The sequence below is a fragment of the Streptomyces sp. NPDC006435 genome (assembly GCF_040612315.1).
In the GTDB taxonomy this organism is placed as follows: Bacteria; Actinomycetota; Actinomycetes; order Streptomycetales; family Streptomycetaceae; genus Streptomyces.
Window position 1 is genome coordinate 273,246 of the sequence record NZ_JBEXPY010000002.1, and the last position, 22,892, is coordinate 296,137.

Annotated in this window: 21 protein-coding genes; 15 read left to right on the plus strand and 6 right to left on the minus strand. The window is 72.1% G+C overall.

The genetic code is table 11. The annotated features are described in order from the left end of the window. Window positions 1–23 precede the first annotated feature (23 nt). The 4 genes from ABZZ04_RS03490 to ABZZ04_RS03505 form a co-directional block, all read right to left on the minus strand. The gene (locus tag ABZZ04_RS03490; protein WP_356930511.1) at window positions 24–836 is read right to left on the minus strand and encodes a DUF5707 domain-containing protein; all 813 of its coding nucleotides are present in this window, start codon (window positions 834–836) and stop codon (window positions 24–26) included. Between the two features lie 185 nt (window positions 837–1,021). Beyond that, window positions 1,022–1,906 carry a calcium-binding protein gene (locus ABZZ04_RS03495; RefSeq protein WP_356930512.1) on the minus strand — a complete coding sequence of 295 codons (885 nt, stop codon included), beginning with the start codon at window positions 1,904–1,906 and terminating at the stop codon, window positions 1,022–1,024. A gap of 229 nt (window positions 1,907–2,135) precedes the next feature. Continuing rightward, window positions 2,136–5,381, minus strand: coding sequence for a molecular chaperone Hsp90 (locus tag ABZZ04_RS03500; RefSeq protein ID WP_356930657.1), 3,246 nt, complete (start codon window positions 5,379–5,381; stop codon window positions 2,136–2,138). A 370-nt stretch (window positions 5,382–5,751) separates the two neighbouring features. Beyond that, entirely contained in the window at window positions 5,752–6,687 is a 936-nt protein-coding gene (locus ABZZ04_RS03505; RefSeq protein ID WP_356930513.1) for a DUF3027 domain-containing protein, read from the minus strand. 550 nt (window positions 6,688–7,237) lie between these two features. On the opposite strand from ABZZ04_RS03505, the gene ABZZ04_RS03510 reads away from it, so the two are divergent. From ABZZ04_RS03510 to ABZZ04_RS03525, 4 genes are all read left to right on the plus strand, one after another. Further along, on the plus strand, window positions 7,238–8,692 hold the full coding sequence (locus tag ABZZ04_RS03510; protein WP_356930514.1) for an MFS transporter: 1,455 nt from the start codon (window positions 7,238–7,240) through the stop codon (window positions 8,690–8,692). A gap of 27 nt (window positions 8,693–8,719) precedes the next feature. Beyond that, window positions 8,720–9,199 carry a DUF2771 domain-containing protein gene (locus ABZZ04_RS03515; RefSeq protein ID WP_356930515.1) on the plus strand — a complete coding sequence of 160 codons (480 nt, stop codon included), beginning with the start codon at window positions 8,720–8,722 and terminating at the stop codon, window positions 9,197–9,199. Between the two features lie 85 nt (window positions 9,200–9,284). Continuing rightward, on the plus strand, window positions 9,285–9,989 hold the full coding sequence (locus tag ABZZ04_RS03520) for a futalosine hydrolase (RefSeq protein WP_356930516.1): 705 nt from the start codon (window positions 9,285–9,287) through the stop codon (window positions 9,987–9,989). Then, window positions 9,970–10,830, plus strand: a complete 861-nt coding sequence (locus ABZZ04_RS03525; protein WP_356930517.1) for a 1,4-dihydroxy-6-naphthoate synthase — start codon at window positions 9,970–9,972, stop codon at window positions 10,828–10,830. Before ABZZ04_RS03520 ends, ABZZ04_RS03525 begins: the two co-directional genes overlap by 20 nt. A 97-nt stretch (window positions 10,831–10,927) precedes the next feature. Here the strand turns inward: ABZZ04_RS03525 and ABZZ04_RS03530 are convergent, their stop codons facing one another. After that, on the minus strand, window positions 10,928–11,311 hold the full coding sequence (locus ABZZ04_RS03530; RefSeq protein WP_093540351.1) for a cold-shock protein: 384 nt from the start codon (window positions 11,309–11,311) through the stop codon (window positions 10,928–10,930). Between the two features lie 209 nt (window positions 11,312–11,520). On the opposite strand from ABZZ04_RS03530, the gene ABZZ04_RS03535 reads away from it, so the two are divergent. From ABZZ04_RS03535 to ABZZ04_RS03570, 8 genes are all read left to right on the plus strand, one after another. Beyond that, window positions 11,521–11,745, plus strand: coding sequence for a hypothetical protein (locus tag ABZZ04_RS03535; RefSeq protein ID WP_148837230.1), 225 nt, complete (start codon window positions 11,521–11,523; stop codon window positions 11,743–11,745). A 238-nt stretch (window positions 11,746–11,983) separates the two neighbouring features. Beyond that, a complete protein-coding gene (locus ABZZ04_RS03540; RefSeq protein WP_356930518.1) occupies window positions 11,984–12,382 on the plus strand; it encodes a DUF6507 family protein in 399 nt (132 codons plus the stop codon). A 5-nt stretch (window positions 12,383–12,387) separates the two neighbouring features. Then, window positions 12,388–14,709 (plus strand): hypothetical protein, encoded by a 2,322-nt coding sequence (locus tag ABZZ04_RS03545; RefSeq protein WP_356930519.1) that lies wholly within the window; start codon window positions 12,388–12,390, stop codon window positions 14,707–14,709. Window positions 14,710–14,718: 9 nt separating this feature from the next. Beyond that, complete coding sequence (locus tag ABZZ04_RS03550) at window positions 14,719–15,363, plus strand: hypothetical protein (RefSeq protein ID WP_356930520.1); 645 nt, start codon at window positions 14,719–14,721, stop codon at window positions 15,361–15,363. Window positions 15,364–15,409: 46 nt separating this feature from the next. Beyond that, window positions 15,410–16,813, plus strand: coding sequence for a DUF6177 family protein (locus tag ABZZ04_RS03555; RefSeq protein ID WP_356930521.1), 1,404 nt, complete (start codon window positions 15,410–15,412; stop codon window positions 16,811–16,813). Window positions 16,814–16,996: 183 nt separating this feature from the next. After that, entirely contained in the window at window positions 16,997–17,854 is an 858-nt protein-coding gene (locus ABZZ04_RS03560) for a helix-turn-helix transcriptional regulator (protein ID WP_356930522.1), read from the plus strand. Further along, window positions 17,851–18,036, plus strand: a complete 186-nt coding sequence (locus ABZZ04_RS03565) for a DUF397 domain-containing protein (RefSeq protein ID WP_356930523.1) — start codon at window positions 17,851–17,853, stop codon at window positions 18,034–18,036. The genes ABZZ04_RS03560 and ABZZ04_RS03565 overlap by 4 nt, the downstream gene beginning before the upstream one ends. Window positions 18,037–18,067: 31 nt before the next feature. Continuing rightward, window positions 18,068–18,955, plus strand: coding sequence for an alpha/beta hydrolase (locus ABZZ04_RS03570; protein WP_356930524.1), 888 nt, complete (start codon window positions 18,068–18,070; stop codon window positions 18,953–18,955). A gap of 66 nt (window positions 18,956–19,021) precedes the next feature. Here the strand turns inward: ABZZ04_RS03570 and ABZZ04_RS03575 are convergent, their stop codons facing one another. After that, window positions 19,022–19,651: an HAD family hydrolase gene (locus ABZZ04_RS03575; protein WP_356930525.1), complete on the minus strand. Its 630-nt coding sequence runs from the start codon at window positions 19,649–19,651 to the stop codon at window positions 19,022–19,024. Window positions 19,652–19,816: 165 nt separating this feature from the next. On the opposite strand from ABZZ04_RS03575, the gene ABZZ04_RS03580 reads away from it, so the two are divergent. From ABZZ04_RS03580 to ABZZ04_RS03590, 3 genes are read left to right on the plus strand one after another with little or no spacing between them, the layout of a single operon-like run. Continuing rightward, window positions 19,817–20,827, plus strand: coding sequence for an iron ABC transporter permease (locus ABZZ04_RS03580; protein ID WP_356930526.1), 1,011 nt, complete (start codon window positions 19,817–19,819; stop codon window positions 20,825–20,827). Continuing rightward, window positions 20,824–21,948, plus strand: a complete 1,125-nt coding sequence (locus ABZZ04_RS03585) for an iron ABC transporter permease (RefSeq protein WP_356930527.1) — start codon at window positions 20,824–20,826, stop codon at window positions 21,946–21,948. The genes ABZZ04_RS03580 and ABZZ04_RS03585 overlap by 4 nt, the downstream gene beginning before the upstream one ends. Continuing rightward, complete coding sequence (locus ABZZ04_RS03590) at window positions 21,945–22,844, plus strand: ABC transporter ATP-binding protein (protein ID WP_356930528.1); 900 nt, start codon at window positions 21,945–21,947, stop codon at window positions 22,842–22,844. Before ABZZ04_RS03585 ends, ABZZ04_RS03590 begins: the two co-directional genes overlap by 4 nt. The last annotated feature ends 48 nt before the right edge of the window (window positions 22,845–22,892 follow it).

Genomic DNA, 22,892 nt, shown 5'->3' on the forward strand with positions numbered 1-22,892 from the left:
CCGGGGTGCCGCCCCCCTCACCGTCACTTCACGTCGACGAAGTCACCCGCGGTGGTGACGGCCGGAGTCGTGGACGTACCGGCGAAGCCGTAGCGCCAGTAACCGTCGACCGAGGCCTTGACCGTGGTCCTCAGGTTGCCGGTGCTGTTCGTCCTGATCGTCTTGATCGTGGTGTACGTCGAGCCGGTCTTCTTGCGGAACTGCAGCTTCACCGCCTGACCGGCGTAGCCGTGGTACTTGTGGTCCTCCCAGTTGGCCCGCGAGAGCTTTCCGGTGACCGTGATCGTCCCGCCCTTCTTCACCGGCTCCGGCGCGGCGTCGACCGTCAGCTTCGACAGCCGCTGCACCCGCGCCGTGGTGAAGAAGTCGCTGGAGGTCAGGGAGCCGTCCTTCGCCCGTGCGCCCGCGAGGACGTGCCAGGTGCCCGCCAGGGAGTTCTTGTACAGGTCGGCCCGGGGATCGACCGTGATCGTGAGGGAGCAGGTGCTGGTGGTGACGCTCGCGGCCCGGCAGGTCGCCGCGTCCTCGTTCGGCAGCAGTACGGCCTCCAGCCCCTCCTCCTGGTCCTTCCCGTGCCACAGCATCAGCCAGCCGGTCTCGATGCCGGAGGGGTGCGAGGCGGTGACCGAGACGGTGACGGTCCTCGGCGCCGTCGTCCCCAGGACGATGTCCTTGCCGCCGTTGACGAGGGCCTCGGAGACCACGGGGCCGGGCGCGCCGGGGTCGAGGGATCCGGGGCCGGCCGTCGCCGCCGGGGCGGCGGGGGCGGACAGGATCAGGGCGCCGGAGGCCACGACGGCGGTGGCTGCGGCGGTCGCGGTGGTACGTATGCGCATGGGCTTCTCCGTGAGGAGGGCCCCGGGACGGGGCCGGACGGGAACGCACGGGAACGTACGGGAGCACGCGGGAGTGCACGGGAGTGCACGGGCCGATGCGCGAACAGCGGGATCCCCGGCAGGGATCCCGCTGTTCACATGTGGCCGTGGAGGCGGCCGGTCGGCCCCGCTCCGGGACCGTGGGACTACCTCACGTCGACGAAGTCGCCCGCGGTGGTGACGGTCGGGGTGGTGGACGTACCGGCGAAGCTGTAGCGCCAGTAACCGTCGACCGAGGCCTTGACCGTGGTCTTCAGGTTGCCGGTGCTGTTCGTCTTGATCGTCTTGATCGTGGTGTACGTCGAGCTGGTCTTCTTGCGGAACTGCAGCTTCACCGCCTGACCGGCGTAGCCGTGGTACTTGTAGTCCTCCCAGTTGGCCCGCGAGAGCTTTCCGGTGACCGTGATCGTCCCGCCCTTCTTCACCGGCTCCGGCGCGGCGTTGACCGTCAGCTTCGACAGCCGCTGCACCCGCGCCTTGCCGTAGAAGTCGGTGTAGGCGACGTCGGTCTGGTTACCGGCGAGCGCGCCCGCGGAGACGTGCCAGGTGCCGGCCAGGGAGTTCTTGTACAGGTCGTAGCGCGGGTCGATCGTGAACGTCAGCTTGCAGGTCGAGGTCGTCGCGTTGACCTTGGTGCACGTCGACACGTCCTCGTTCGGCAGGATGGCGCCGTCGATGGTGTCCGGGGACGTCGGGTCCGTGCCGTGCCACAGGTCGGCGTAGGCGTCGACGACACCGGTCGCGTGCGAGGCCGTGACCGAGATGGAGATCGTCTTCGTGGCGGTGGTGCCCAGGACGATGTCCTTGCCGCCGTTGACGACGACCTTGGAGATGACGGGTTCCGCGGCGTCGGCGGCGGTGGCCGCGGCGGCCTTGGCGGCGCCCCGGGCGGTGATGCCGAAGGCCTCGGCACCCGAGGTCGGCTTGTTCGGGACCGACGCGGAGTGGTCGCCCGCCTGGGCAACCGGAACAGCCAGAGCAGACAGGGCCAGCGCGCCGGTAACGGCAGCGACAGTGGCGCGAATACGCATGTATTTCCCCAGTGGAGAAAGAGCTCCGCGGGCACGTGATGTGCTCCGGGCGGAGCTGGTTCGGTCTGTTGAGTCTGCTGACTCGACAGACCAGACCAGTGACACGTGTGAAGGGTTGTACACCAAGTTGAATTTCTTGCGAAGATCCGACTGACGGCGCCCGTACCCGTGTTCCGGCGGCCTCGACCGCCCGCCCCGCCGCCCCGGCCGGCGGCGGGGTGACCGGTCGTCAGTCGAACCAGCGGTCCCTGGCCAGTTCCTCCGTGCGGGACGGGTCCTCCAGCAGCGCCGCCACCTCGAAGCGGCGCGGCCACTGCCCCGCCGCCCAGGCCAGCCCCGCCGCGACGCCCTCCAGCGTGGCGGCGTGCACGGTCCCGTCGGGGGTGCGGCGCCAGTCGAGTTCGACGCCGCCCGCGCGCAGCTCGCCGTGCTCGACGTACACGTCCGGCGTGCCCGCCCCGAGCAGGACCCGCACCGATTCCGGTACGCGGTGCTCCTCGCCCTCCGTCGTCACCTCCGCCTCGACGCTGTCGCCGAGCCGCCGCACCTGGAACAGCTCGGCGAGTTCGGCCGCGCGCGTCGGGGCGACCGGCAGCAGCGGGAGCCCGGCGGCGAGCGGCAGCAGGTCGGGGGCGTCCGCGATCACGGCGTCCGCCGCGTCCACGACCCGCGCCTCGCCGTCCACCACGGCCCGCAACTCGTCGGGCAGCGTGACCTGTTCGGGGTCGAGGTCGGCCAGGGCCGTGTACAGGGAGTGCAGTTGTACGGGGTCGACCGGGCGCTCCTCGTCCGCGAGCCGACCCAGGAGTTCGGCGGCGCCGCCCGGTTCGTCGAGCAGCGCGGCCACGGACGTCCGCACCCCGAGGGCGCGCAGCACCTGGGCGTCGTCGAAGCCGGTCGCGTCGGCGGAGTCGTACAGCCCGGCCAGCCGCGGGTCGCCGCCCGCGGCGCGCAGCCCTGCGGGGCGCCGGCCGTCGAGCACCGGGTGGTCGCGCAGCCACCAGGCGGTGTACGGGCGCACGGACCGGGTGGTGCCGTCGGGGAGCAGCACCCGCACCGGCTGGGTCAGGGCGTCCCGCAGCGGCGGCCGGGCGAGCATGGCGAGCGCCTGCGGCCAGGCGTCGTCGTCGACGAGGTCGAGGTCGCGGACGGCTACGAGCTCGGTGGCGACCGGCGGTACGGGGGTGTCGGGCAGCTGGTCGAGGACGTCCTCGCACCACACGTCGACGGCGTCGAGCAGACCGGCGTCGTCGGGTTCGGCGAAGTCGCCTTCGCGCGGCTCCAGTTCGTCCGGGTCCAGGACGACGTCGGTGGCCCGTACGAGGGCGAACGTGGCCAGCACGCCGCAGGCGGTGAGCGGCTGCTCGCCCCAGCGGCCGGCCAGCTCCCGGTCGACCAGGGCCAGTTCGCCCTCCCGCATGACGGACGCGAAGGGACTGTCCGGCAGCACGAGTTCCCCGGCCGGGGCCGGTTCGCCGTCCTCGTCGGGCAGGGCGAGCGCGCCGAGCCAGGGCTCGTCGCCGGGGGCCAGTTCGGCTTCCCGCACGAGGGTGAGGACGGTCTCGGCGAGTTCGTCGACGTCCAGCGCGTCCTCGTCCCAGATCTCGCCCGCGTCCAGCGATCCGGCGACGGCGGCCCGCACCTGCGGGGTCGTCAGCACGGCGCGCGGGGTGGCGGGCAGGGCGCCCAGCTTCTCCAGCAGCGGGTGGGCGGCGTCCGGGTGGGCGACCTTCAGCCCGAGCCGGGCGAGGCGTTCCAGGACCGGGCCGGTGAGCGCGTCGGGGAGCGGGAGGAGGACCTGGCGGGGTCCGATCGTGGTGCGGGGCACGGGTACGGGACCGGCCTGTGCCGCCCCGTCGGCCCCGTCCGTCGTGGGCGCCTCGTCCGCCCCGGGGGTTCCGGCGAGCGGTACGGGCAGGCCGGAGAGGCGGTCCGGGTCGACGCCGGACAGGCTGTCGTAGAGCCGCCGCCACCAGCGGGGTTCGCGCTCCAGGCCGGCCAGCCGGTCGATCGCCTCGGTCAGCGGGACCCGGGCGACGGAGAGCGTGCGCAGTTCGCTGCGGCGCTCCAGCCCGGCGGGCAGCAGACACGGCAGGACCTCGGCGAGCACCCGTACGGTCTCGGCGCCGGCCCCTTCCAGCACCTCGGCCTCGATGGGCCGCAGCGCGGCGGTGGCCGCGGGGTCGTCGACGCCGTCCGCCCGCTCCTCCCAGCCGTCCCAGCGGCCCGCGTCGGCGGTGGTGTCGCGCGGGACGGCGGGGGCCAGGAACGCGACACGCGGCAGCCGTTCCAGGATCGCACCGCGCAGGGCGCCGTCCAGTTCGCCCCTGCCGAGCGGTCCCGGTACGAGGTCGATGGTGTCGACGGAGACCGGCTGCCAGCCCGCGAGCAGCTCGGTGTACGCGTCGGCGGCGCGCTGCACCAGGAAGTCGGTGAGCGGCCCCGGCGCGAAGTGGCGGCGGCTGGTGTCGAGCGGCAGCGACGCGATGAACAGCGCGGGGATGCCGAGGGGTTCGTCGGTGGGGGTCGGCGCGTGGACGACGGGGGCGGTGCGGGGGCGGGCCGGGGCGCCCTCCGCGTCCACCGGGACCGCCCAGGTCACCGACCAGTGCGGGCGCAGCCGTTCCTCGCGGGGCCGGTCGGCGAGGAGTTCCGGTTCGACGGCGCCGTGGTGGGTGACGGTGCGCCAGCGGGTCGTGCCGTGCGCGGAGTCCTCGACGTGGACGTACGGGCCGTGCTGCGAGCGGCGCAGCGTGCGTACGGCGTCCGGGGTCTCGATCACGATCTCATCGAGGCCGCGCAGGGTGAGGAGCAGCGCGTCGTCGGCCGCGTCGAGCAGCCTGACGACGAGGTCCTCGGCGCCGCCGTCGCGCAGCGGGAGGACCACGACGGTGTCGTAGCCGTCGGGTGCGGTGCCCTCGGCGGGCAGTGGGAGCCGCAGCAGGGGTACGTGGCCGTCGCGGCGGCGGAGTTCGTCGCCGAGGCCGGGGCTGGCGACGGCCGTGCGCGCGGCGAGGTCGCGGGCCTCGGCGAGGGACCAGCGGACGCCGCCGTGCCGGCCGATCACGGCGGGCTCGTCGCTCACCGCGAGCACGGCGGCGAAACCGACGCCGAACCTGCCGACGGCCCCCTCGTGGCCCTCGCGCTTGGCGGAGGCGCGCAGGGTGGAGAGGGACTCCACGCCGGTGGCGTCGAGCGGGGCGCCGGTGTTGGCGGCGGCGAGGAGCGCGGGGTTGTCCACGGTCGCCGGGTGCAGGGTGAGGCGGAGCCGGCCGGGGACCCGGGCGCGGGCGGCGGCGTCGGCGGCGTTCTGGGCCAGCTCGACGACGAGGCGGTCGCGGTAGCCGCCGAGCGCGAGGTCCTCCTCGGCGTTGGCGTCCTCGCGGAACCTGGCGGGGCCGGCGCCCCAGGCGTCGAGCACCCCGCGGCGCAGCCGTGCGGTCCCGAACGGATCGGCCCCTTCGGTCGCATTCATGCTCACGCTCTGACTCCGCTCTTTCCGGTTGTGCGTTGCCCGTGCCGCCAAGTGTGCGCCCGAAGGTACCGGGTCCTCTCGTCGGGCGGGGGCGCCGGACAGCGCACAGGCCGGTTCGGGTCCATGGCGGCGAACCGCCGGGCGGGCGGCACGATCGGGCCCGGCCGGCATCCGGGGACGGAACCGACTCCCCGGGCGGGCCCGATGCCCCTGGCGCCACGGCGGCCCCGGGGAGCCCCGGCCGCCCGGCATCACGCCCGTTATCGCTCCCGGACCCGTCCGGGCATCCGGGGACGGAACCGGTCCGCGGGAGCACCCCGCAGCCGCGGAGAACCACCCCTGCGGGAACCCCGTCGCCCCCGGCCACCGCCTAAGAGTGGCCGAGGTCCTCCGTCGGCGCGTCCGCCTCGGCCGGGACCGAGCCGGAGTCGGGGGCGGGCCGCAGCGGGTACTCGTCCACCTGCATCGTGTCCAGCGCGTGCGGCGCCGGCTTCGGCGGCTTCGGCATCACCGCCGCCTCCGAGTGCCCGCCGCAGCCGTACGACAGCGACACCACGTGCCCGTCCGCCGGACCGAACTCGTTGGCGCACACCCCGAACGCCTGCTTCAGCGAACCGGCGAGCGGCACCAGGAACGCGCAGGTCATGCACGAGGCGGGGGCCGCCTGCGCCATCGGCGTCTTCGCCCCGAACGCCTCGTCCCAGCGGTCGGCCGCCGTGTGCAGCCCGTACCGGGACAGCACCCGCGCCCGCCGCATGCCGAGCTCCTCGGCGACCGCGGCGATCGAACCCCGGCCCGTCGTCGTGGGGCGCGTCGTCAGTTCCGCGTCCTCCGCGTCGACGAGGTCGGCCATCTCGTGCGACATCTCGGAGACCGCGGAGTTCGGCGGCGGCTCCTCCTCGCCGGTGTAGCCGGGCTCCAGGCGGATGTCGTCCGCCTCGGTGGGCAGCAGGTCGCCGGGCCCCATGTCGCCGGGGCGCAGCCGCTCGCTCCACGGCACCCACTCCGGGGCGAGCAGCGCGTCGCTGCCGGGCAGCAGCACCGTTTCGTCGAGGGTGACCTTCTTCGCGCGGGAGGCGCGGGCGACGGTCACCGCCCAGCGCCAGCCCCGGTAGCCGGGTTCCTTGCACTCGAAGAAGTGCGTGACGACCCGGTCCCCCTCGGAGATCACGCCCGCATGCTCGCCGACTACCCCCGGCGCGGCCGCCTCCTCGGCCGCCGCGCGGGCGAGGTCGACCGCCTCGGCGCACAGACGGTCGGGTGCGGGGGTACGGGCCGTACGGCTTCGCGTCGTCGCAGCACTCACAGGTCTCGCTTCTCTCCTACGCCAGTCTCACGAGCGCGCCTGCACATCCATCGGTCCGGCCATGACGGATGCGGGCGGAGCGGACCTGGGGGCCGCGTCGACGTCCACACCCGTTGCTGCCTGCCTCGGGCGCACCTTCTGCCATCCATTCTGCGGGATCGCCGAGAGGCGCGCGGCCGAGGTCAACCGCCGGTGGCGCGCTACGCACGCTACCCCCTCTCTCGCCCCCCGCCCACCTGCCCGTCCCAAACAAGGCCGTATCCGGTGCCGTGTCCGATGCCGCGCTCCGTGCCGCGTCCGGTTGCCGGGCCCGGTGCCGCACCCCTGTCGCGCCACGGCCCGCACCCCCGTGCACGGCCCGTGCACGGGCCGTTCCGGAGAGGCTCGGGGGTGGTTCCGGGGTGACTCCGGGGGCTCGTGATCCGCCGGTGGCCCCGGTTCGCGCCGGGCGCGCCCGACCGGCGCGAACCGCTGGCCCGACAGGGCGGAGTGCGCCGCGCCCCGCGCCGATGCCGGTTCGCCGCCACCGCGGCTGGGGCACTATGACGGGGTGGCTGCCGCCAGGTCGCACGAGGGGCCGGGCCCGCTCCGCAGGGCGGGCCGGGCGATCGGTCATGCCCTCCACGCACCGTTCACCGGCACCGCGAGGGGCATCCGGAGGGCGACGCACGCCCACGGCGCGGGCGAGTCCGGGCTAGGCAAGCTCATCGAACTGCACGCGGTGAACGGCGCGGGCGACGTGATGATCACGGTCGCGCTCGCCTCCACGGTGTTCTTCGCGGTGCCGACGGACGAGGCCCGCGGCCGGGTCGCCCTCTACCTCGCCATCACCATGGCGCCCTTCGCGCTCCTCGCCCCCGTGATCGGCCCGCTCCTGGACCGGCTGCCGCACGGCCGCCGCGCCGCGATGGCGGCCTCGATGCTGGCCCGCGCGGTGCTCGCGCTCACCATGTCGGGCGCGGTCGCCACCGGCGGCCTGGAGCTGTACCCGGCCGCGCTGGGCGTACTGGTCTGCTCGAAGGCGTACGGGGTGGTGCGCAGCGCCGTCGTGCCGCGCCTGCTGCCGCCGCGCTTCTCCCTCGTGAAGGCCAACTCCCGGGTCACCCTGGCCGGGCTCCTGGCCACCGGCGCCGCCGCCCCGGTCGGGGCGGCGCTCCAGATGGCCGGGCCCGGCTGGCCGCTGTACGGGGCGTGCGCGGTCTTCCTCGGCGGGACGGTCCTCGCCTTCACGCTGCCGCACGAGGTCGACTCCGCGAAGGGCGAGCGGAGGGCCCGGCTGGTGCCGCCGCACGGGGTGGCGGTCTCCCCGAGCACCCCGGGCCGTACGGGACGGAACGGCGGGAGGAGGACCGCCCGGAAGCGCCCCCGGTGGGCACGGCGCGAGGAACGGAACGACGGGGAGCGGCGGCCGGGGCTGCGGTCCGTGGGGCCGTCCGTGCTGAACGGCCTCCAGGCCAACGCCGCGCACCGCGCGCTCTCCGGCTTCCTGATCTTCTTCCTGGCGTTCCTGCTGCGCGAGCACCCGCTCGCCGGGCAGAGCGCCGCCGTCTCGCTCGGCATCGCGGGCGTGGCGGCCGGTGCCGGCAACGCCCTGGGCACCGCGGTCGGCTCCTGGCTGCGCAGCCGCGGCCCCGAGGTGATCGTGGTGGCGATGCTGGCCCTGGCCCTGGGCGTCACGGTGCTCGCCGCGCTGTTCTTCGGCACGGTCATGGTCGCCGTGCTCAGCGCCACCGCGGGCTTCACCCTGGCCCTGTCGAAGCTGTCGCTGGACGCGATGATCCAGCGCGACGTCCCCGAGGAGGTGCGCGCCTCCGCGTTCGCCCGGTCCGAGACCGCGCTCCAGATGGCCTGGGTGGTCGGCGGCGGCATCGGCATCTCCCTCCCCCTCAACGGCGTACTGGGCATGTCGGTCGCCGCGGGCATCCTCGCCCTCGGCGCCGCCACGTCCGTACGGGGCCTGCTGAGCACCGCGCGACGCGGCTCGCCGCACCCCCGCGTGGCGTGAGCCGGGGCGACCGATAGCCTTCGGCTCATGACCGTTGCGTTCTTCTCCGGTAAGGGCCGTCGAATCGGCGTCGCTCTTGGTGCCGTTTCCGCGGGACTCCTCGTCCTCTCCGCCTGCGACAAGCCGACGCCGCTCGCGACCGTAACGGTCGGCAGCAACTCGGTGAGCTCCGAGGCCTCCTGCTACAACGACGGCGAGGCCCTCAAGACCGCCGACATCAAGGGCTGCCTCAACAAGAAGGCGGAGAAGTCCGTCGAGGTGGCGATGGACGACAAGGTCCGCTTCGGCGTCGACCCCGAGATCGCCGAGAACGGCTGGACCCTGTTCATCAACGGCCAGCAGGCCGAGCAGGAGCCGTACAAGAAGACCTACCGGTCGATCCCGGGCAGCGCCTTCTTCTCCAGTCAGACCGGCGAGACCACGAACAAGACGCAGATCAGCATCGTGGAGACCAAGGGCAAGAAGCTCACGGGCATCTGGCACTTCGAGCTGAAGAAGACCTCCTGACCCCGGGCCGTGCCCGGCACGGCCCGCCCTCCCGCCTTCCCTCCGCTCACCCCGTAAACCCCTCCTGACCTCGGAGGACTCCTTCGTGCACGTGCTCGTCGTGACCGCTGTCCCGGCAGAACGGGACGCGGTCACGCGCGCGTTCGAGGGCCGGTCCGGGACATCGGTGTTCCACGTCCGGGGCGCGGAGATCCATCGCGCGGGCCCCTTCGACGTCCTCGCGGGCGGCGTGGGACCGGCCGCCGCCGCGGCCTCGACCGCCTTCGGCCTGACCTCGGACCGCTACGACCTGGTGATCTCGGCCGGCATCGGCGGCGGGTTCGCCGGGGTCGCACCGGTCGGCTCCCTCGTCGTGGCCGGCCGCATCGTCGTGGCGGACCTGGGCGCCGAGACCCCGGAGGGCTTCGTGCCCGTCACCGGGCTCGGCTTCGGTCAGGTCCTGCACATCCCGCCCCGGTCACTGGTACGGGCCGCGGCCGCCGCCACCGGCGCGGCCACCGGCACGGTCCTCACCGTCTCCACCGTGACCGGCAGCGCCGAACGCGCCGCCGCCCTGCTCGCCGCGCATCCGGGGGCCGCCGCCGAGGCCATGGAGGGCTTCGGGGTCGCGGAGGCCGCCGACCTCGCCGGCGTGCCCGTCCTGGAGATCAGGGCCGTCTCGAACGCCGTCGGCCCGCGCGACCGCGACGCCTGGCGCATCGGCGACGCGCTGACCGCGCTCACCGACGCGTTCGGGAAGCTCGCACCCGTACTGGAAGGTTGGATCCACCATGACCGAAACGACTCCTGACCCGCTGCGGATCGCCTTCTCGCCCTGCCCCAACGACACCTTCGTCTTCGACGCCTGGGCGCACGGCAGGATCCCCGGCGCGCCCGCCCTCGACGTCACCTTCGCGGACATCGACATCACCAACGGGATGGCCGAGCGCGGCGAGCTCGACGTCCTCAAGGTCTCGTACGCGGTGCTGCCCTGGGTGCTCGACGAGTACGCGCTGCTGCCATGCGGCGGGGCGCTGGGACGGGGCTGCGGCCCGCTCGTCCTCACCCGGGAGGACGCGGACGGCGACCTGACGGGGAAGACCGTCGCCGTACCGAGCGAGCGCTCCACCGCGTACCTGCTGTTCCGGCTCTGGGCCGCGGAGAAGGTGCCGGGCGGTGTCGGCGAGGTCGTCGTGATGCCGTTCGACGAGATCATGCCCGCGGTGCGCGACGGGAAGGTGGACGCCGGTCTCGTCATCCACGAGGCCCGCTTCACGTACCGCGACTACGGGCTGCACAACCTCGCGGACATGGGCAGGCACTGGGAGGACACGACCGGTCTGCCGATCCCGCTCGGCGCGATCATCGCCAGGCGGTCGCTGGGCGCCGCCACCCTGAAGCTGCTCGCCGACTCGGTGCGCGCCTCGGTACGGGCGGCCTGGGACGACCCGGAGACGTCCCGGCCCTATGTGCTGGAGCACGCCCAGGAGATGGACCCGGCCGTGGCGGACCAGCACATCGGGCTGTACGTCAACGAGTTCACGGCCGACCTCGGCGAGGACGGCTACGCGGCGATCCGCGGCCTGCTGACCCGCGCGGCGGCCGAGGGACTGGTACCGCCCCTCGGCCCGGACGCGCTGTCGTTCGTCTGAACCCGGGCTCCGGGTACCGGCACCGGCCGCCGTTCAGACATCGAACTGGTCAGACATCGAACTGATCGGACGCCGAACTGGTCAGGCGTCGAGCCGGTCAGACGTCGAGCTGGTCGGCGACGGCACGCAGCAGGCCGCCGATCTTCTTGCCCGCCGCCTTGTCGGGGTAGCGGCCGCGCTCCAGCATCGGCGTGATGTTCTCCAGCAGGGTGGTCAGGTCCTGCACGATGGACGCGAGCTCGTCCGGCTTGCGGCGCTGCGCGGCCGCGACGGACGGGGTCGGGTCCAGGACCGCCACCGAGAGCGCCTGATCCCCCCGCTGGCCCGCGACGACTCCGAATTCGACGCGCTGGCCCGGCTTGAGGGCATCGACACCGTCGGGCAGCACGGAGGAGTGCACGAAGACGTCGCCGCCGTCGTCGCGGGAGAGGAAGCCGAAGCCCTTCTCGCTGTTGAACCACTTGACCTTGCCAGTCGGCAAAGCACGCACCCCATCTCAACCCGTGTGCCGGAACAAGCCTCAGCAGGTCAGGCCATCCAGTGGTGCTGCTCCCCTGCTGGCAGCAGCCTCCACAGGAGGAGTACCCCTAGTCAAGCCTGGTCATCCGGACTGCTGTCCGGAAACGGCGCCTGCTTCGCGCGCCGGTGGCCCCGGGGTGGTTCGCCGCCCCCGGGAACTACCCTGGCGGGGTGAGTACTACACCTTCTGGCGCGGGCGACCGGCTGGTCCGGATCGGCGCGATCGTCTTCTTCATCGGCGCGCTGTCCACACTGGTCACGGTGGCCCCCCTGTTCCTCGGCACCCGCCCCCTGCCGTCCATCGCCTGGTCGCTGTGCATGCTGATGGGCGTCGGCTTCCTGATCGCCGCCGCGGGCGTGATCCGGTCGGCCCGGGCGGGCTCCGCGAAGCAATAGCACGAAACGCGACACCCCTTTCCCGACCGCAAACACCATTGCCACCCCCACCCCCACAAATCCCGCCACCCCACCCGGCCAAATAACGCCACACATCCGATCCGGCACGCATCCGACTCGAAATGCGTTGCAACTGCGACGACCTCCTTGATACAGATGGAGGTCCTGCGACCGGCGACGTACGCGCCGCCGGTCGCAGTCGACGAGACGTATCGGCCGGGGGACGCAGGGGGATGGCGTGACGGGGTGGGACATCAGGCCCAGCGGGGTGCAGTCCGTTCTGTCGTTGGTGGGACTTGCCGCCGAGGACCTGAGCAAGGGCGTCAAGGGCTACGGCGAGAGCGTGGAGGACGCCGCGCTGTGGGCGGGGACGATCAGCGGCCCGTACTGCGGTGAGGCACCGTCGGGGCCGGTGGGGGCCTCGGTGGTGAACTTCATCGGCGACACCCAGAAGCAGATCAGGTTCATGGCCGCCCGCACGAAGAAGTCGATGGATGGCACGGTCGAGGCCACCACCGAGTACATCGAGGGCGATCTGGCCATGGCCGCCCGGGCCCAGCACGAGGCGTCGAAGGCCCCGACCCCTGCCGAGATCAGAGCCGTCGGGGAGAAACCCGGCCGCCGGGGCGGGGAGTAGCGGACGTGATCGAGCCGGGTGGAATACCGCAGTACACGGGTGACTTCGGCCAGTTAGAGAAGGCCGTGTCCGGTCTGCGCACGCACGCCACGGGCATCCGGAGCGGCGGGAAGGACGTCCATTCCCGCTTCCAGGCGACGGCCGCGTACTACAAGGCCCCGGAGGCGGAGCAGTTGTTCTCGTCGACCCGGCCGGTCATGGACACGGCCGACGAGTTCGCCGGGGACATCGAATCGCTGGCCGATGCCCTGGACACGTTCATCTTCGAGGCCAAGCCGCACGCCGACCGCCTCAAGCAGCTGAAACTGGACGCGATCGACTTCGTCGACAGCGTCCGGGGCGACGACGACTGGACCGAGGACAAGGACAAGACCGACACGCACCAGGCGCTGATGGACGGCGTGGCGGCGGCCCGCGAGGGCTTCCAGACGGCCGAACGCGACGCCGCCAACAAGATCGACGCGATCAGCCCGGCCGCGTGCCGCCCCCGGTGGGTCGTGGACGACGGCACCCACGGGCTCGGCATGTACGGCCAGAGCGCCGACTCGCTCAAGGGCACGAAGGACCTGCCGTGGGGCAGCCCCGAAGGGCGCACCTACGAGCGCTGGAGCCTGGGCTGGTGGGGAAACGGGATCAAGAGCTGGGCGTGGGAAGGCATCGCCAAGGACAGCATCTGGGGCGGCATCGACGGCCTGGGCACCTTGCTGGGCTACCACGGCGAACAGGCCCGTGACCAGGCCTGGGACGGCCTGCGACGCACCGCCGTCGGCGGCTACGCCTACGGCATGGACCTGTTCGGGCAGGACGAGCACCTCTCCGACTGGCAGCGCGACAGCAAGGCGTACGCGAAGGAGTTCGGCAAGCAGTTCATCGCCTACGACACGTGGGAGGAGGACCCGGCCCGCGCCCATGCCACGGTCTCCTTCAACCTGCTCACCCTTGCCGCCGGCCCTTTCGCCGCCGCGTCCAGGCTCGGCAAGGGCGGCACGTTCGCGAGGGCGGCCGGCAGCATGGCGAAGATCGGCGACGCCCTCGACCCGCTCTCCGGCACCTTCAAGGCCGCCAAGGCCCTCTCCGACCTGCCCAAGGTCTCCCAGGTCCTGGCCAACGTCAGCGACCACCTCCAACTGCCGAAGTCCCGCCTCCCCGACAGCGCCCTCGACCTCGACCACCGCTACCGGATCGACAGGGACGGCAACTTCATCCCCCTGGACCGCAACGGCAACCCTCACCTCGAACCGGCCAGGCGCGAGCCTTCCGCCACCGATCGGCAAACCGACGCCCGTCCGCCCGGCGACCGCGAACCGGTGGAGGTAGGAGGCCGCGCTCCGGGAGCAACCGCCCACGCCAGCGACGGGTTGCCGCCGCGCAGCGGCCATGACGCAAGCGGCAGAAGTGGTGCGGGCGACGGACCGCACGGGCCGCGAGGCGAGGCGGAAACTTCCCGAGGCGGCGACGGAGGCCGCATCGACGCTGGAGATCACGGCTCCAGGAGCCATGATTCCGGGGATGACTTGCCAGGCAGAGGTTCAGAGCCTGGCGACACCACAGCGGGTCCGTCCCACAGCGACACGCCGGGTACCGATGCCGACATTCCGTCCGGAGACAGAACCGCGCTGCCCGACGACGCCGGCACGCCCCATGTACCCGGCGTCGATCCCGCCCGGTACAGCACAAGAGCGAACGACTTCGCACAGGCGCGCACAGGTCCCATAAGGGAAGACCAAGAGGCCGGGGTTCTCAGCGAACTCAGTCGGGCGAAGATGCAAGCCGACGATCGAGAGAAAGTAATCCTTGCACTGCGCAAGGACCCATACGGAGCCGGCACGGCTGAACTCATCAACCGGGGAAATCTGCGCGAATCAGAAGGATTTAAAAAAATTCTTTCCATGTGCAAGAAAGGCCCCTCCAGGAGCGACCCGAACGGCAGCATGATCCCCGCCGCTTATGCAGCACTAACACATGCAACCGAACTCCAGAACCGAGGGTTCACTCGCGTAGGATTCGAGTTCGGGGAAAGCACAGATCCTTGGGATGTCGATGTCTTCACTCGCCACACCGACGGCTCCATGGATTTCGGTTATCAGTTCAAGAACCTAGAAAACTACAATGGGATCAAAAAATACGCCGAGTCGGCAGCGAACCAGCTCAACTATCCGATGAGCCAGCGAGTGGTCGTCTTCGATGTGCATCAGCCCATGAGGGGCCTCACTCCGAAAGTTTTTGATGCAGTGGAGCGCGCCGCACGCAAGACTGGCGTAACTTTCCTTATTCGCCTCGACGATGCGGCGATCACAGTGCCGCCTGGCCGCCCCGTCTTTCCGTAAGGAGTTCAGATGTCCACCCTGATGCGCGCCCCGCGTCACTGTGGTTCTTGGTTTTGGGATCTCGATGAGGTCATGACTCCAGGGCTTGATTCGGCACTGAGCGTGGCTATGCGAATGATCGACACCCTGAAGGGTTTCGATCTATTTTCTCCCGTAGCACTCGAGTATAAATGGTATGTGCTGGACTCAGGCCCGACCGGAGTTGAAAGCCGCCTGACCATCGCTGGCCCGCCGGGTGGGCCGAACCTTTCCGAGAGGGTATCGGGAAGCCGGCCTGCAGCATTCCCGAGCGCCGAGCCGGGCACTCTTCACCTCGTTGGATCCGGGGCATGGTCGGACGCCGAGGGGAATCTTCGCCGGGAGGCTCGGCTGATTGACATTTCAGTAACTCCCGATCCCACAAATTTGATTGCCGAACTTTCCGTCCACCACGACATCTGGAGCTGGTTCGACTTCTCCGGCCAGCCTCATCCCGAGGTGTACAACCGGAACGCGCCGCGGCTGGCGGAGGCCCTGCGGGAGATCACCTCTGTTCTTGGTGTGGAGCCCGAGCCGGGTGAGCCGACGTACTTCGGACACGCCGTCGGCTACGGCGTGTCCACCGGGGACCCGGACGAGAACGGTCTGGGGCTCGATGTGACCGACCACCTCTGACCGGCCGAGAAGACGGATCCCCCGACACAACTCACGGAGCGACCGCATGACCCAGGACGTCATAGCCCTCACCCCGCAGATGCCGGACACCAGGACACTGCTGGCCGGGCTGCACGCCGGCGGGCCGGATCTGCGGGTGGGGGAGGCGGGCAGTGGGTCCGTCGTTCAGTTGTGCACGGCCGGCGGGCAGGCGTTGGTGTCGGTGGAGGCGCCGCGGTACGTCCAGGTGCCGGGCGAGGTGGCACGGTTGCTCGGGCCGGATGTGGACGCCGAGTCGCCCGTGTGGTGGACCGAGGCGCGGGCGGCCAGCACGGTGGAGGGGGCCGGACGGCTGGCCGGGTCCTTCGCCGGGCGGCTGAACGCCGTGCACGGGGGCACCGTCTGGCCGCGCGAGGCCGGACACACCGATGTCGTGACCGGTCTCGCCGACGCCGTCGTGGAGGCGACTCCCATGGGCGTCGACCTGCTCACCGACGAGGCCGCCGTCGTCGTCCAGGGCCGCCCCGTGATCGCCGCCACGACATGGCTGACCGACGTCGTGCGCAACGCGGCCCGCACCGGGCGCGAGTTGCAGATCGTCACCCCGCCCGGCACCCGGCTCACCTTCCCTGCCCGCACCCTGCTGGACGGGCTGCCCTCCCGCTGGGTCGTGCACGACCCCGAGTGCGGCTACTACGACGGGCTCTCCGGCACCGTGCTGTGCTGGGACCAGGGGCGGTTCATCCCTGTCCCCGGGGACGGCCCCCGCCTCGCGGACGCCTTCCGGCCCCGCCCCGAAGCGGAAGGGGAACGGCAGTTGCTGCTCTCCATCCGTACGGTCCATCCCGCCGACGAACACCTCCTCCTGGGCGGCGCCCTGGAGCAGGCCTGGCGCACCCTCACCGGAGCCCCGCCCGCCGGGTGGTCCACCGCCGAACCCGTCAACGTGCCTTGGTCGCCCCGCCAGCTCACCGACCTGGCCCGCACCCGCGCCCAACGGTCCCTGCCCACCTGGACCGTCGCCGTCAGCGCCCCCGACCGCCCCGCGATCGCCACCACGCGCACGGTCCGCACCGGGGCCGGCGTCGAGGAGCACATCACGCTGGTCGTCGGACACGGTGCCGATGCCGCTGCGGACGCCCTCGCCGAGCTGGCCGAGGCCCTGTCCGTCCGGCACAACCTCGCCACCATGATCGGCCAACTGCGCACCGCACGCGCCGACCTGACCACCCCCGCCCACCACGAACCGCCCCCGGTCCCCCTCACCTTCACCCTCGGCCCCGACGCCGTCGCCGAACTCGGCAAGGACCACGGAGCCTTCACGCCCGCCCGGCTCGGCCCGGCCACCCGGCCCGCCCTGCACCACACCCTCGGCGACGGCACCGACCCCGCCGCCGCCTGGCAGCGCCTGCGGCAGATCAACGACCACGTGAGCGGCAGCACCCGGCAGCAGGGGCAACGGGGAACATAAGGACCGGCGGCCCCGAACCCGGCACCCATTAGGGCGATTTCGGCGTTCGGGCGACCCGGCTTGCCCAACGGCTCGTAACCTGGCCGGTGATGACACCATGACTCCACGTAGCCGTGCGGGCTCGCCCGGCGGTTGTACGGGCGTCGGCCGTGACCGGGCGGGCAGAGGGCGGTGCGGGGGCAGATGATGAACGAGGAACGGCCGGAGCGGCCGGAGGAGTCGGACGGAACGGCGCACCTTTTCAGGGCGTTGGGCAAACAGATCAAGGTGCTGCGCGAGCGCACGGGCATGAGCCAGCGGGAGCTGGGCATCGCGACGCACTGCGGGGAGGACCTGATCTCCGCGATGGAACGGGGCGTACGGACGCCTCAGCCCGACTTCCTGATCCGGGCCGACCCGGTCCTGGGAGCGGAAGGGGTGTTGCGGGCCACGGCCGACGAGGCCCGGGAAGCCCTGGCGAGGGCTCGGACCCGGCATCCGGGCTGGTTCCGCGGCTTCGCCCAGATGGAGTCGGGCGCGGTGGCGCTGCACTACTACAGCAACCAGGCGATCCCCGGTCTGCTCCAGACCGAGGACTACGCGCGCGCCCTGTTCGCCCAGCGGCGCCCGCTGCTGGACGAGGAGACCATCGAGAAGCGGGTCGCCGACCGGCTCGACCGCCAGAAGATCTTCGAGCGCTGGCCGCCCCCGACCATGACCTACGTGCTGGAGGAGGTCGTTCTGCAACGTCCGATCGGCGGGCGCGCCGCCCACCGCAAGCAGTTGTCGCGGCTGCTGGAGATCGGACGGCTGCGTGCCGTCTCGCTCCAGGTCATGCCTACGGACACCGAGGAACACCCCAGTCTGGACACGTCGTTCACCATGCTCACTCCCAAGGGGCACTCGGAAGTGGCGTATACGGAGACGTACGGGCACCCGCGCCTGATCACGGACCCGAACGAGGTTCGGGTCTTCAGCGAGCGGCATGGGAACATCCGGTCGCAGGCTCTCACCAACCGGGAGTCCCTGACGCTGATCGAGAAGATGCGGGGAGAGCAATGAGCACCGAGCGACTGCACTGGTTCAAGAGCAGCTACAGCAGTGGTGAGGGGGGCGAGTGCGTCGAGGTCGCGGCCTGCCCCACCGCCGTCCACGTACGCGACTCCAAGAACGCCCCGGGGCCGCACTTCGACGTCGCTCCCGGCGCCTGGGCGGCCTTCGTCTCGTACGCACGGCAGGGCTGACCCCAGCACTGGGTGCTGGGAGAATGCGGGCATGCCGATCGTCGAAGTCTCGCCCGGAATGTCCATCGCGTACGAGACCTTCGGTGACCCCGCCGACCCGCCCGTCCTGCTCGTGTCGGGTTTCGGGGCCCAGCTGATCGCCTGGCACGAGGACTTCTGCCGGGCGCTCGCCGGGCGCGGCCGTCACGTGATCCGGTACGACAACCGCGACTGCGGGCTGTCCACCAAGTTCGACGACCATCCCGTCGACACGGGCCGGCTCATCGCCGCCGTGGAGTCGGGAGACGTTCCGGCCGCGCTCGCGATGGTGCCCTACACGCTCCAGGACATGGCCGACGACGGGCTCGGCCTGCTCACCGCGCTCGGGATCGAGCGGGCCCATGTGGTCGGGTCCTCGATGGGCGGGGTGCTCGCGCAGCTGATGGCCATCGCCCGGCCGGACCGGGTGCTGACCCTGACGTCGATGATGTCCACGACCGGCGAACCCGAGTACGGCCGGTCCAGCCCCGAGGCCCAGGCGGTGGTCTCCGGGCCGAAGCCGTCGGACCGCGAGGGGTACGTCGCGGCGGCGGAGCGGGACCTGGTCTGGGCCTCCAAACGCTACGGAGACCCCGCGGCCCTCCGCGAGCTGGCCGCCCGGAGCTACGACCGCGCGTACTGCCCGGCCGGGGCGGGGCGTCAGCTCGGGGCGATGATCCTCAGCGGCTCACGCGCGTCCGCGCTCCGGGAGCTCCGGGTGCCGACCCTGGTGATCCACGGCCTGGACGACACGTTGATCGCCCCCAGCGGCGGGGAACGCACCGCAGCCCTCGTACCCGGGGCGGAGCTCCTGCTGGTCCCCGACATGGGACACGACCGCCCCCGCGCACTCTGGCCCGCGCTCAACGACGCCATCGAGGCCCACACCGGCCGCGTGTGAGCGGCTCCCGGTCGTCCTGTCCCGCGTCGGCGGGACGGGACGACCAGTCCCGCTCCCGCCCGCGGGTCACGCCTTGTACGTCTCCAGCCACGCCGGGAACTCCGTCAGGGACGACAGGACGACGTCCGCTCCCGCCCCGCGCAGTTCGTCCGCGTCGCACGGGCCCGTGGTGACCGCGACCGACAGGGCTCCGGCCGTGCGGGCGCCGCGCACGTCGCCGGTGTGGTCGCCCACGTAGACGTCGGCCGCGTGCTCGCGCAGCGCGTGGCCCTTGGCCTCCGCCCACAGACCGCCGATGACCGCGTCGGGTTCGATGCCGAGGTGCTTCATGTGGAGTTCCGCGCTCGGCTGGTGCTTGGCCGTGACGACGATCGTCCGGCCGCCCCGTGCGCGTATCGCCTCGATCGACTCCCGGGCCCCCGGCAGGGCGAGGCTCGGGGTGATGGCGTGCGCGGGGTAGATCTCCCGGTAGCGGTCGGCGGTGGCGGCCACCACGTCGGCCGGGAACCAGTTCCGCAGTTCCTCGTCGACCGGCGGGCCGAGCCTGCTCACCACCAGGTCCGCGTCGATCGGCGTCCCCGTCTCGGCGGAGAGCGCACGGTAGGCGGCCCTGATTCCGGGCCGGGTGTCGATGAGCGTCATGTCGAGGTCGAAGCCGACCGTCAGGGGGAAGGAGTGCGAAGGCATGGCACCCATTGTCGCGGGACGCGTACGCATACGGGGCCGACAGGGGCGGGGACAGGGGCCGGTGCCCGGTTCGGGGGCGGGCGTCACATCCGTCCCGGTAGGGGGCTGTGGCTCGAAATCGGCGGTGCTTAGACTTAGCCAAGCCTAACTTTGCTTCGCTCTCGATTGGGTCCGATGTCAGCCGCCGCACCACGCCGCTCCAGACGCGCACTCGCGACGGCGGCGGCCGTCGCGGTGCTGCTGGTGGCGATACTCCTCAGCCTCGCCGTGGGGGCCCGTTCCATACCCCCGTCCGAGGTGTTCGACGCCCTGCTGAACGGCGGGCACTCCGACAATGCCGAAGTAGTCCGGAACCTGCGCGTGCCGCGCACCCTGATCGGGCTGATGGTCGGCGCCGCACTGGCCCTCGCGGGCACGGTGCTCCAGGGCATCACCCGCAACCCCATCGCCGACCCCGGCATCCTCGGCATCAGCCAGGGCGCCTCGGTGGGCGTGGTGCTGGCCATCGCGTACGCCGGTGTCCACACCCTGACCGGATACGTGTGGTTCGGGTTCGTGGGGGCGGCGATCGCCTCCGTCGCGGTGTACGCCATCGCGTCGAGCGGACGCGGGGGCGCCACCCCCGTGAAGCTCGCCCTGGGCGGGGCCGCGATCAACGCGCTGCTGGTCTCGGTGACCTCGGCGGTGCTGACGACCAAGGCGTCCGCGCTGGACGAGTTCCGCTTCTGGCAGGTCGGCTCGCTCGGCGGGCGCGAGGCCGACGTCGTCCAGCAGATCTGGCCGTTCATGCTGCTCGGGACGGTCCTCGTGCTGTCCGTGGCACGCGGGCTCGACGCGCTGGCGCTCGGCGAGGACCTCGCGAAGGGCCTGGGGCAGAAGGTCGCCACGGTACGGATCGTCGGCGGCATCGGGGCCACGGTGCTGACCGGTGCCGGTGTCGCGGCGGCCGGGCCGATCGCGTTCATCGGGCTCGCCGTCCCGCACATCGCCCGCGCGGTCGTCGGCTCCGACCACCGCTGGGTGCTGCCGATGGCCGCGCTGATCGGGCCCGTGATGCTGCTCGTCTCCGATGTCGTCGGCCGCGTCCTGTTCCCGCCGAGCGAGGTCCCGGCGGGCGTGATGACGGCCCTGATCGGCGTTCCGTTCCTGGTCGCCCTGGTACGTCGGAAGGCGGTGCCCGCATGAGCGCCGGGACGAAGGCGGCCGGGACCGTGCGGACGACGAAGGGAACGGAAGCGGCGGTGCGGGTGCGGCCCGCCGGGTACGGGGTCGTACGGATCGGGGCGCGGGGCCGGTTCCTGCTGCACCGCCGGGCGGCCCTCGTGGCCGTCGCCCTGGCCGTCCTGCTGGCCGCGGTCTGTGTCGCGTACCTCTGCGTCGGCGAGAGCTTCGTGGCGCCCGGCGAGGTCGTGAAGGTGATCCTGGGGCAGCCGTCCCCGGACGAGCTGGTCGTCGGCACGCTGCGGCTGCCGCGGATGGTCACGGGGCTGCTGGTCGGCCTGGCGTTCGGGATCGCCGGCGCGCTGATCCAGACCGTCGCCCGCAACCCCCTCGCGAGCCCCGACATCATCGGCATCAGCCAGGGCGCGAGCGCGCTCACGGTCGGCGCGATGACCTTCGGCATCACCTCGTACACCGTCCTGCCGTACCTGTCCGTCGTCGGCGGGGTGGCCGCGGCGGCGCTCGTGTACGTCTTCGCCTGGCGCGGCGGCCTGCACGCGGCCCGTTTCGTCCTCATCGGCATCGGCTTCGCGATCGCGCTGCGGTCGGTCACCACCCTGTTCCTGACGAAGGGCGACTACCTGGTCGCCCAGCAGGCCAAGATCTGGATGACCGGCTCGCTCAACGGCCGCGGCTGGGACCAGGCCGCACCGCTCGCCTGGACGCTGCTGCTCCTGCTGCCCGCCGTGCTGTGGGCCGCCCGCGCGCAGCGCACCGTCTCGCTGGACGACGACACCGCGACCGCGCTCGGGGTACGGCTCGGGCAGGTGCGGCTCGGGCTCGTCGCCATCGGTGTGGTCCTGGCGTCCGTGGCGACCGGCACGGCCGGGCCGGTCGACTTCGTGGCGCTGCTCGCCCCGCAGATCGCCCGCCGGATGACCCGCACCGCGCAGATCCCGCTGCTGTGCTCGGCCCTGCTCGGCGCGGTGATCGTGGTGTTCGCGGACCTGCTCGCGCGCAAGCTCTTCTCGCCCACCGAACTGCCGGTGGGCGTCCTGACGGCGGCGGTCGGCGCCCCGTACCTGATCTGGCTGATCGTCCGCGGACGGGGCGGTGGCCGCGGCCGCAATGGAGGCACCGCATGAGTTCGACCCGTACGTCCGACGCCCTGTCCGGAGCCGTGTCCGGCGCGACCGGCCGGCTCGCCGCGCGGGGGCTGACGCTCTCGTACGAGGACCGCACCGTCGTCCACGAGCTGGACCTCACCGTGCCGGACGGGCAGGTCACCGTCATCGTCGGCCCGAACGCCTGCGGCAAGTCGACCACCCTGCGCGCGCTGGGCCGGCTGCTCAAGCCGCGCGGCGGGTCGGTGCTCCTCGACGGCACCGAGCTGTCGAAGATCCCCACCCGGAAGATCGCCCAGTCGATCGGGCTGCTGCCGCAGACCCCGGTGGCGCCGGAGGCGATCACCGTCTCCGACCTCGTCGCCCGCGGCCGGCAGCCGCACCAGCACTGGTGGCAGCAGTGGTCGGACGAGGACGAGCGGGCGGTGACGGACGCGATGGAGCGCACGGACATCTCCGCGCTCGGCGACCGGTCGGTGGACGAGCTGTCCGGCGGGCAGCGCCAGCGGGTCTGGATCGCGATGGCGCTCGCCCAGGAGACCGATCTGCTGCTGCTCGACGAGCCGACCACGTACCTCGACATCGCGCACCAGGTGGAGGTTCTGGACCTGGTGCGCCGGCTCACCGCCCCGGCGGCGGACGGCACCCGCGGCCGGACCGTCGTCACCGTGCTCCACGACCTCAACCAGGCCGCCCGTTACGCGGACCACCTGGTCGCCATGAAGGCGGGCCGGATCGTCGCCGAGGGCCGCCCGGGGGACATCGTCACGGCCGACCTCGTGCACGAGGTCTTCGGCCTGGACGCGGTGATCGTCCCGGACCCGGTGACGGGTTCGCCGCTGGTGGTGCCGGGGGCTCCCTGGCAGGCCGAGCCGGCTCCGGCACCGACTTCGATGTCGAAATCGAAGTCGACGTGATGAACCCGCGCATCCGTGACCGGCATTCCGAACCCGACGAAAGGCAGC

Excerpts from the sequence above, each read along its gene's own strand:
- ABZZ04_RS03490 (WP_356930511.1), bottom strand. The coding sequence starts at position 836 with ATGCGCATACGTACCACCGCGACCGCCGCAGCCACCGCCGTCGTGGCC.
- ABZZ04_RS03495 (WP_356930512.1), bottom strand. The coding sequence starts at position 1,906 with ATGCGTATTCGCGCCACTGTCGCTGCCGTTACCGGCGCGCTGGCCCTG.
- ABZZ04_RS03525 (WP_356930517.1), top strand. The coding sequence starts at position 9,970 with ATGACCGAAACGACTCCTGACCCGCTGCGGATCGCCTTCTCGCCCTGC.
- ABZZ04_RS03515 (WP_356930515.1), top strand. The coding sequence starts at position 8,720 with ATGACCGTTGCGTTCTTCTCCGGTAAGGGCCGTCGAATCGGCGTCGCT.
- ABZZ04_RS03570 (WP_356930524.1), top strand. The coding sequence starts at position 18,068 with ATGCCGATCGTCGAAGTCTCGCCCGGAATGTCCATCGCGTACGAGACC.
- ABZZ04_RS03560 (WP_356930522.1), top strand. The coding sequence starts at position 16,997 with ATGATGAACGAGGAACGGCCGGAGCGGCCGGAGGAGTCGGACGGAACG.
- ABZZ04_RS03555 (WP_356930521.1), top strand. The coding sequence starts at position 15,410 with ATGACCCAGGACGTCATAGCCCTCACCCCGCAGATGCCGGACACCAGG.
- ABZZ04_RS03565 (WP_356930523.1), top strand. The coding sequence starts at position 17,851 with ATGAGCACCGAGCGACTGCACTGGTTCAAGAGCAGCTACAGCAGTGGT.
- ABZZ04_RS03575 (WP_356930525.1), bottom strand. The coding sequence starts at position 19,651 with ATGGGTGCCATGCCTTCGCACTCCTTCCCCCTGACGGTCGGCTTCGAC.
- ABZZ04_RS03585 (WP_356930527.1), top strand. The coding sequence starts at position 20,824 with ATGAGCGCCGGGACGAAGGCGGCCGGGACCGTGCGGACGACGAAGGGA.
- ABZZ04_RS03550 (WP_356930520.1), top strand. The coding sequence starts at position 14,719 with ATGTCCACCCTGATGCGCGCCCCGCGTCACTGTGGTTCTTGGTTTTGG.
- ABZZ04_RS03500 (WP_356930657.1), bottom strand. The coding sequence starts at position 5,381 with ATGAATGCGACCGAAGGGGCCGATCCGTTCGGGACCGCACGGCTGCGC.
- ABZZ04_RS03580 (WP_356930526.1), top strand. The coding sequence starts at position 19,817 with ATGTCAGCCGCCGCACCACGCCGCTCCAGACGCGCACTCGCGACGGCG.
- ABZZ04_RS03590 (WP_356930528.1), top strand. The coding sequence starts at position 21,945 with ATGAGTTCGACCCGTACGTCCGACGCCCTGTCCGGAGCCGTGTCCGGC.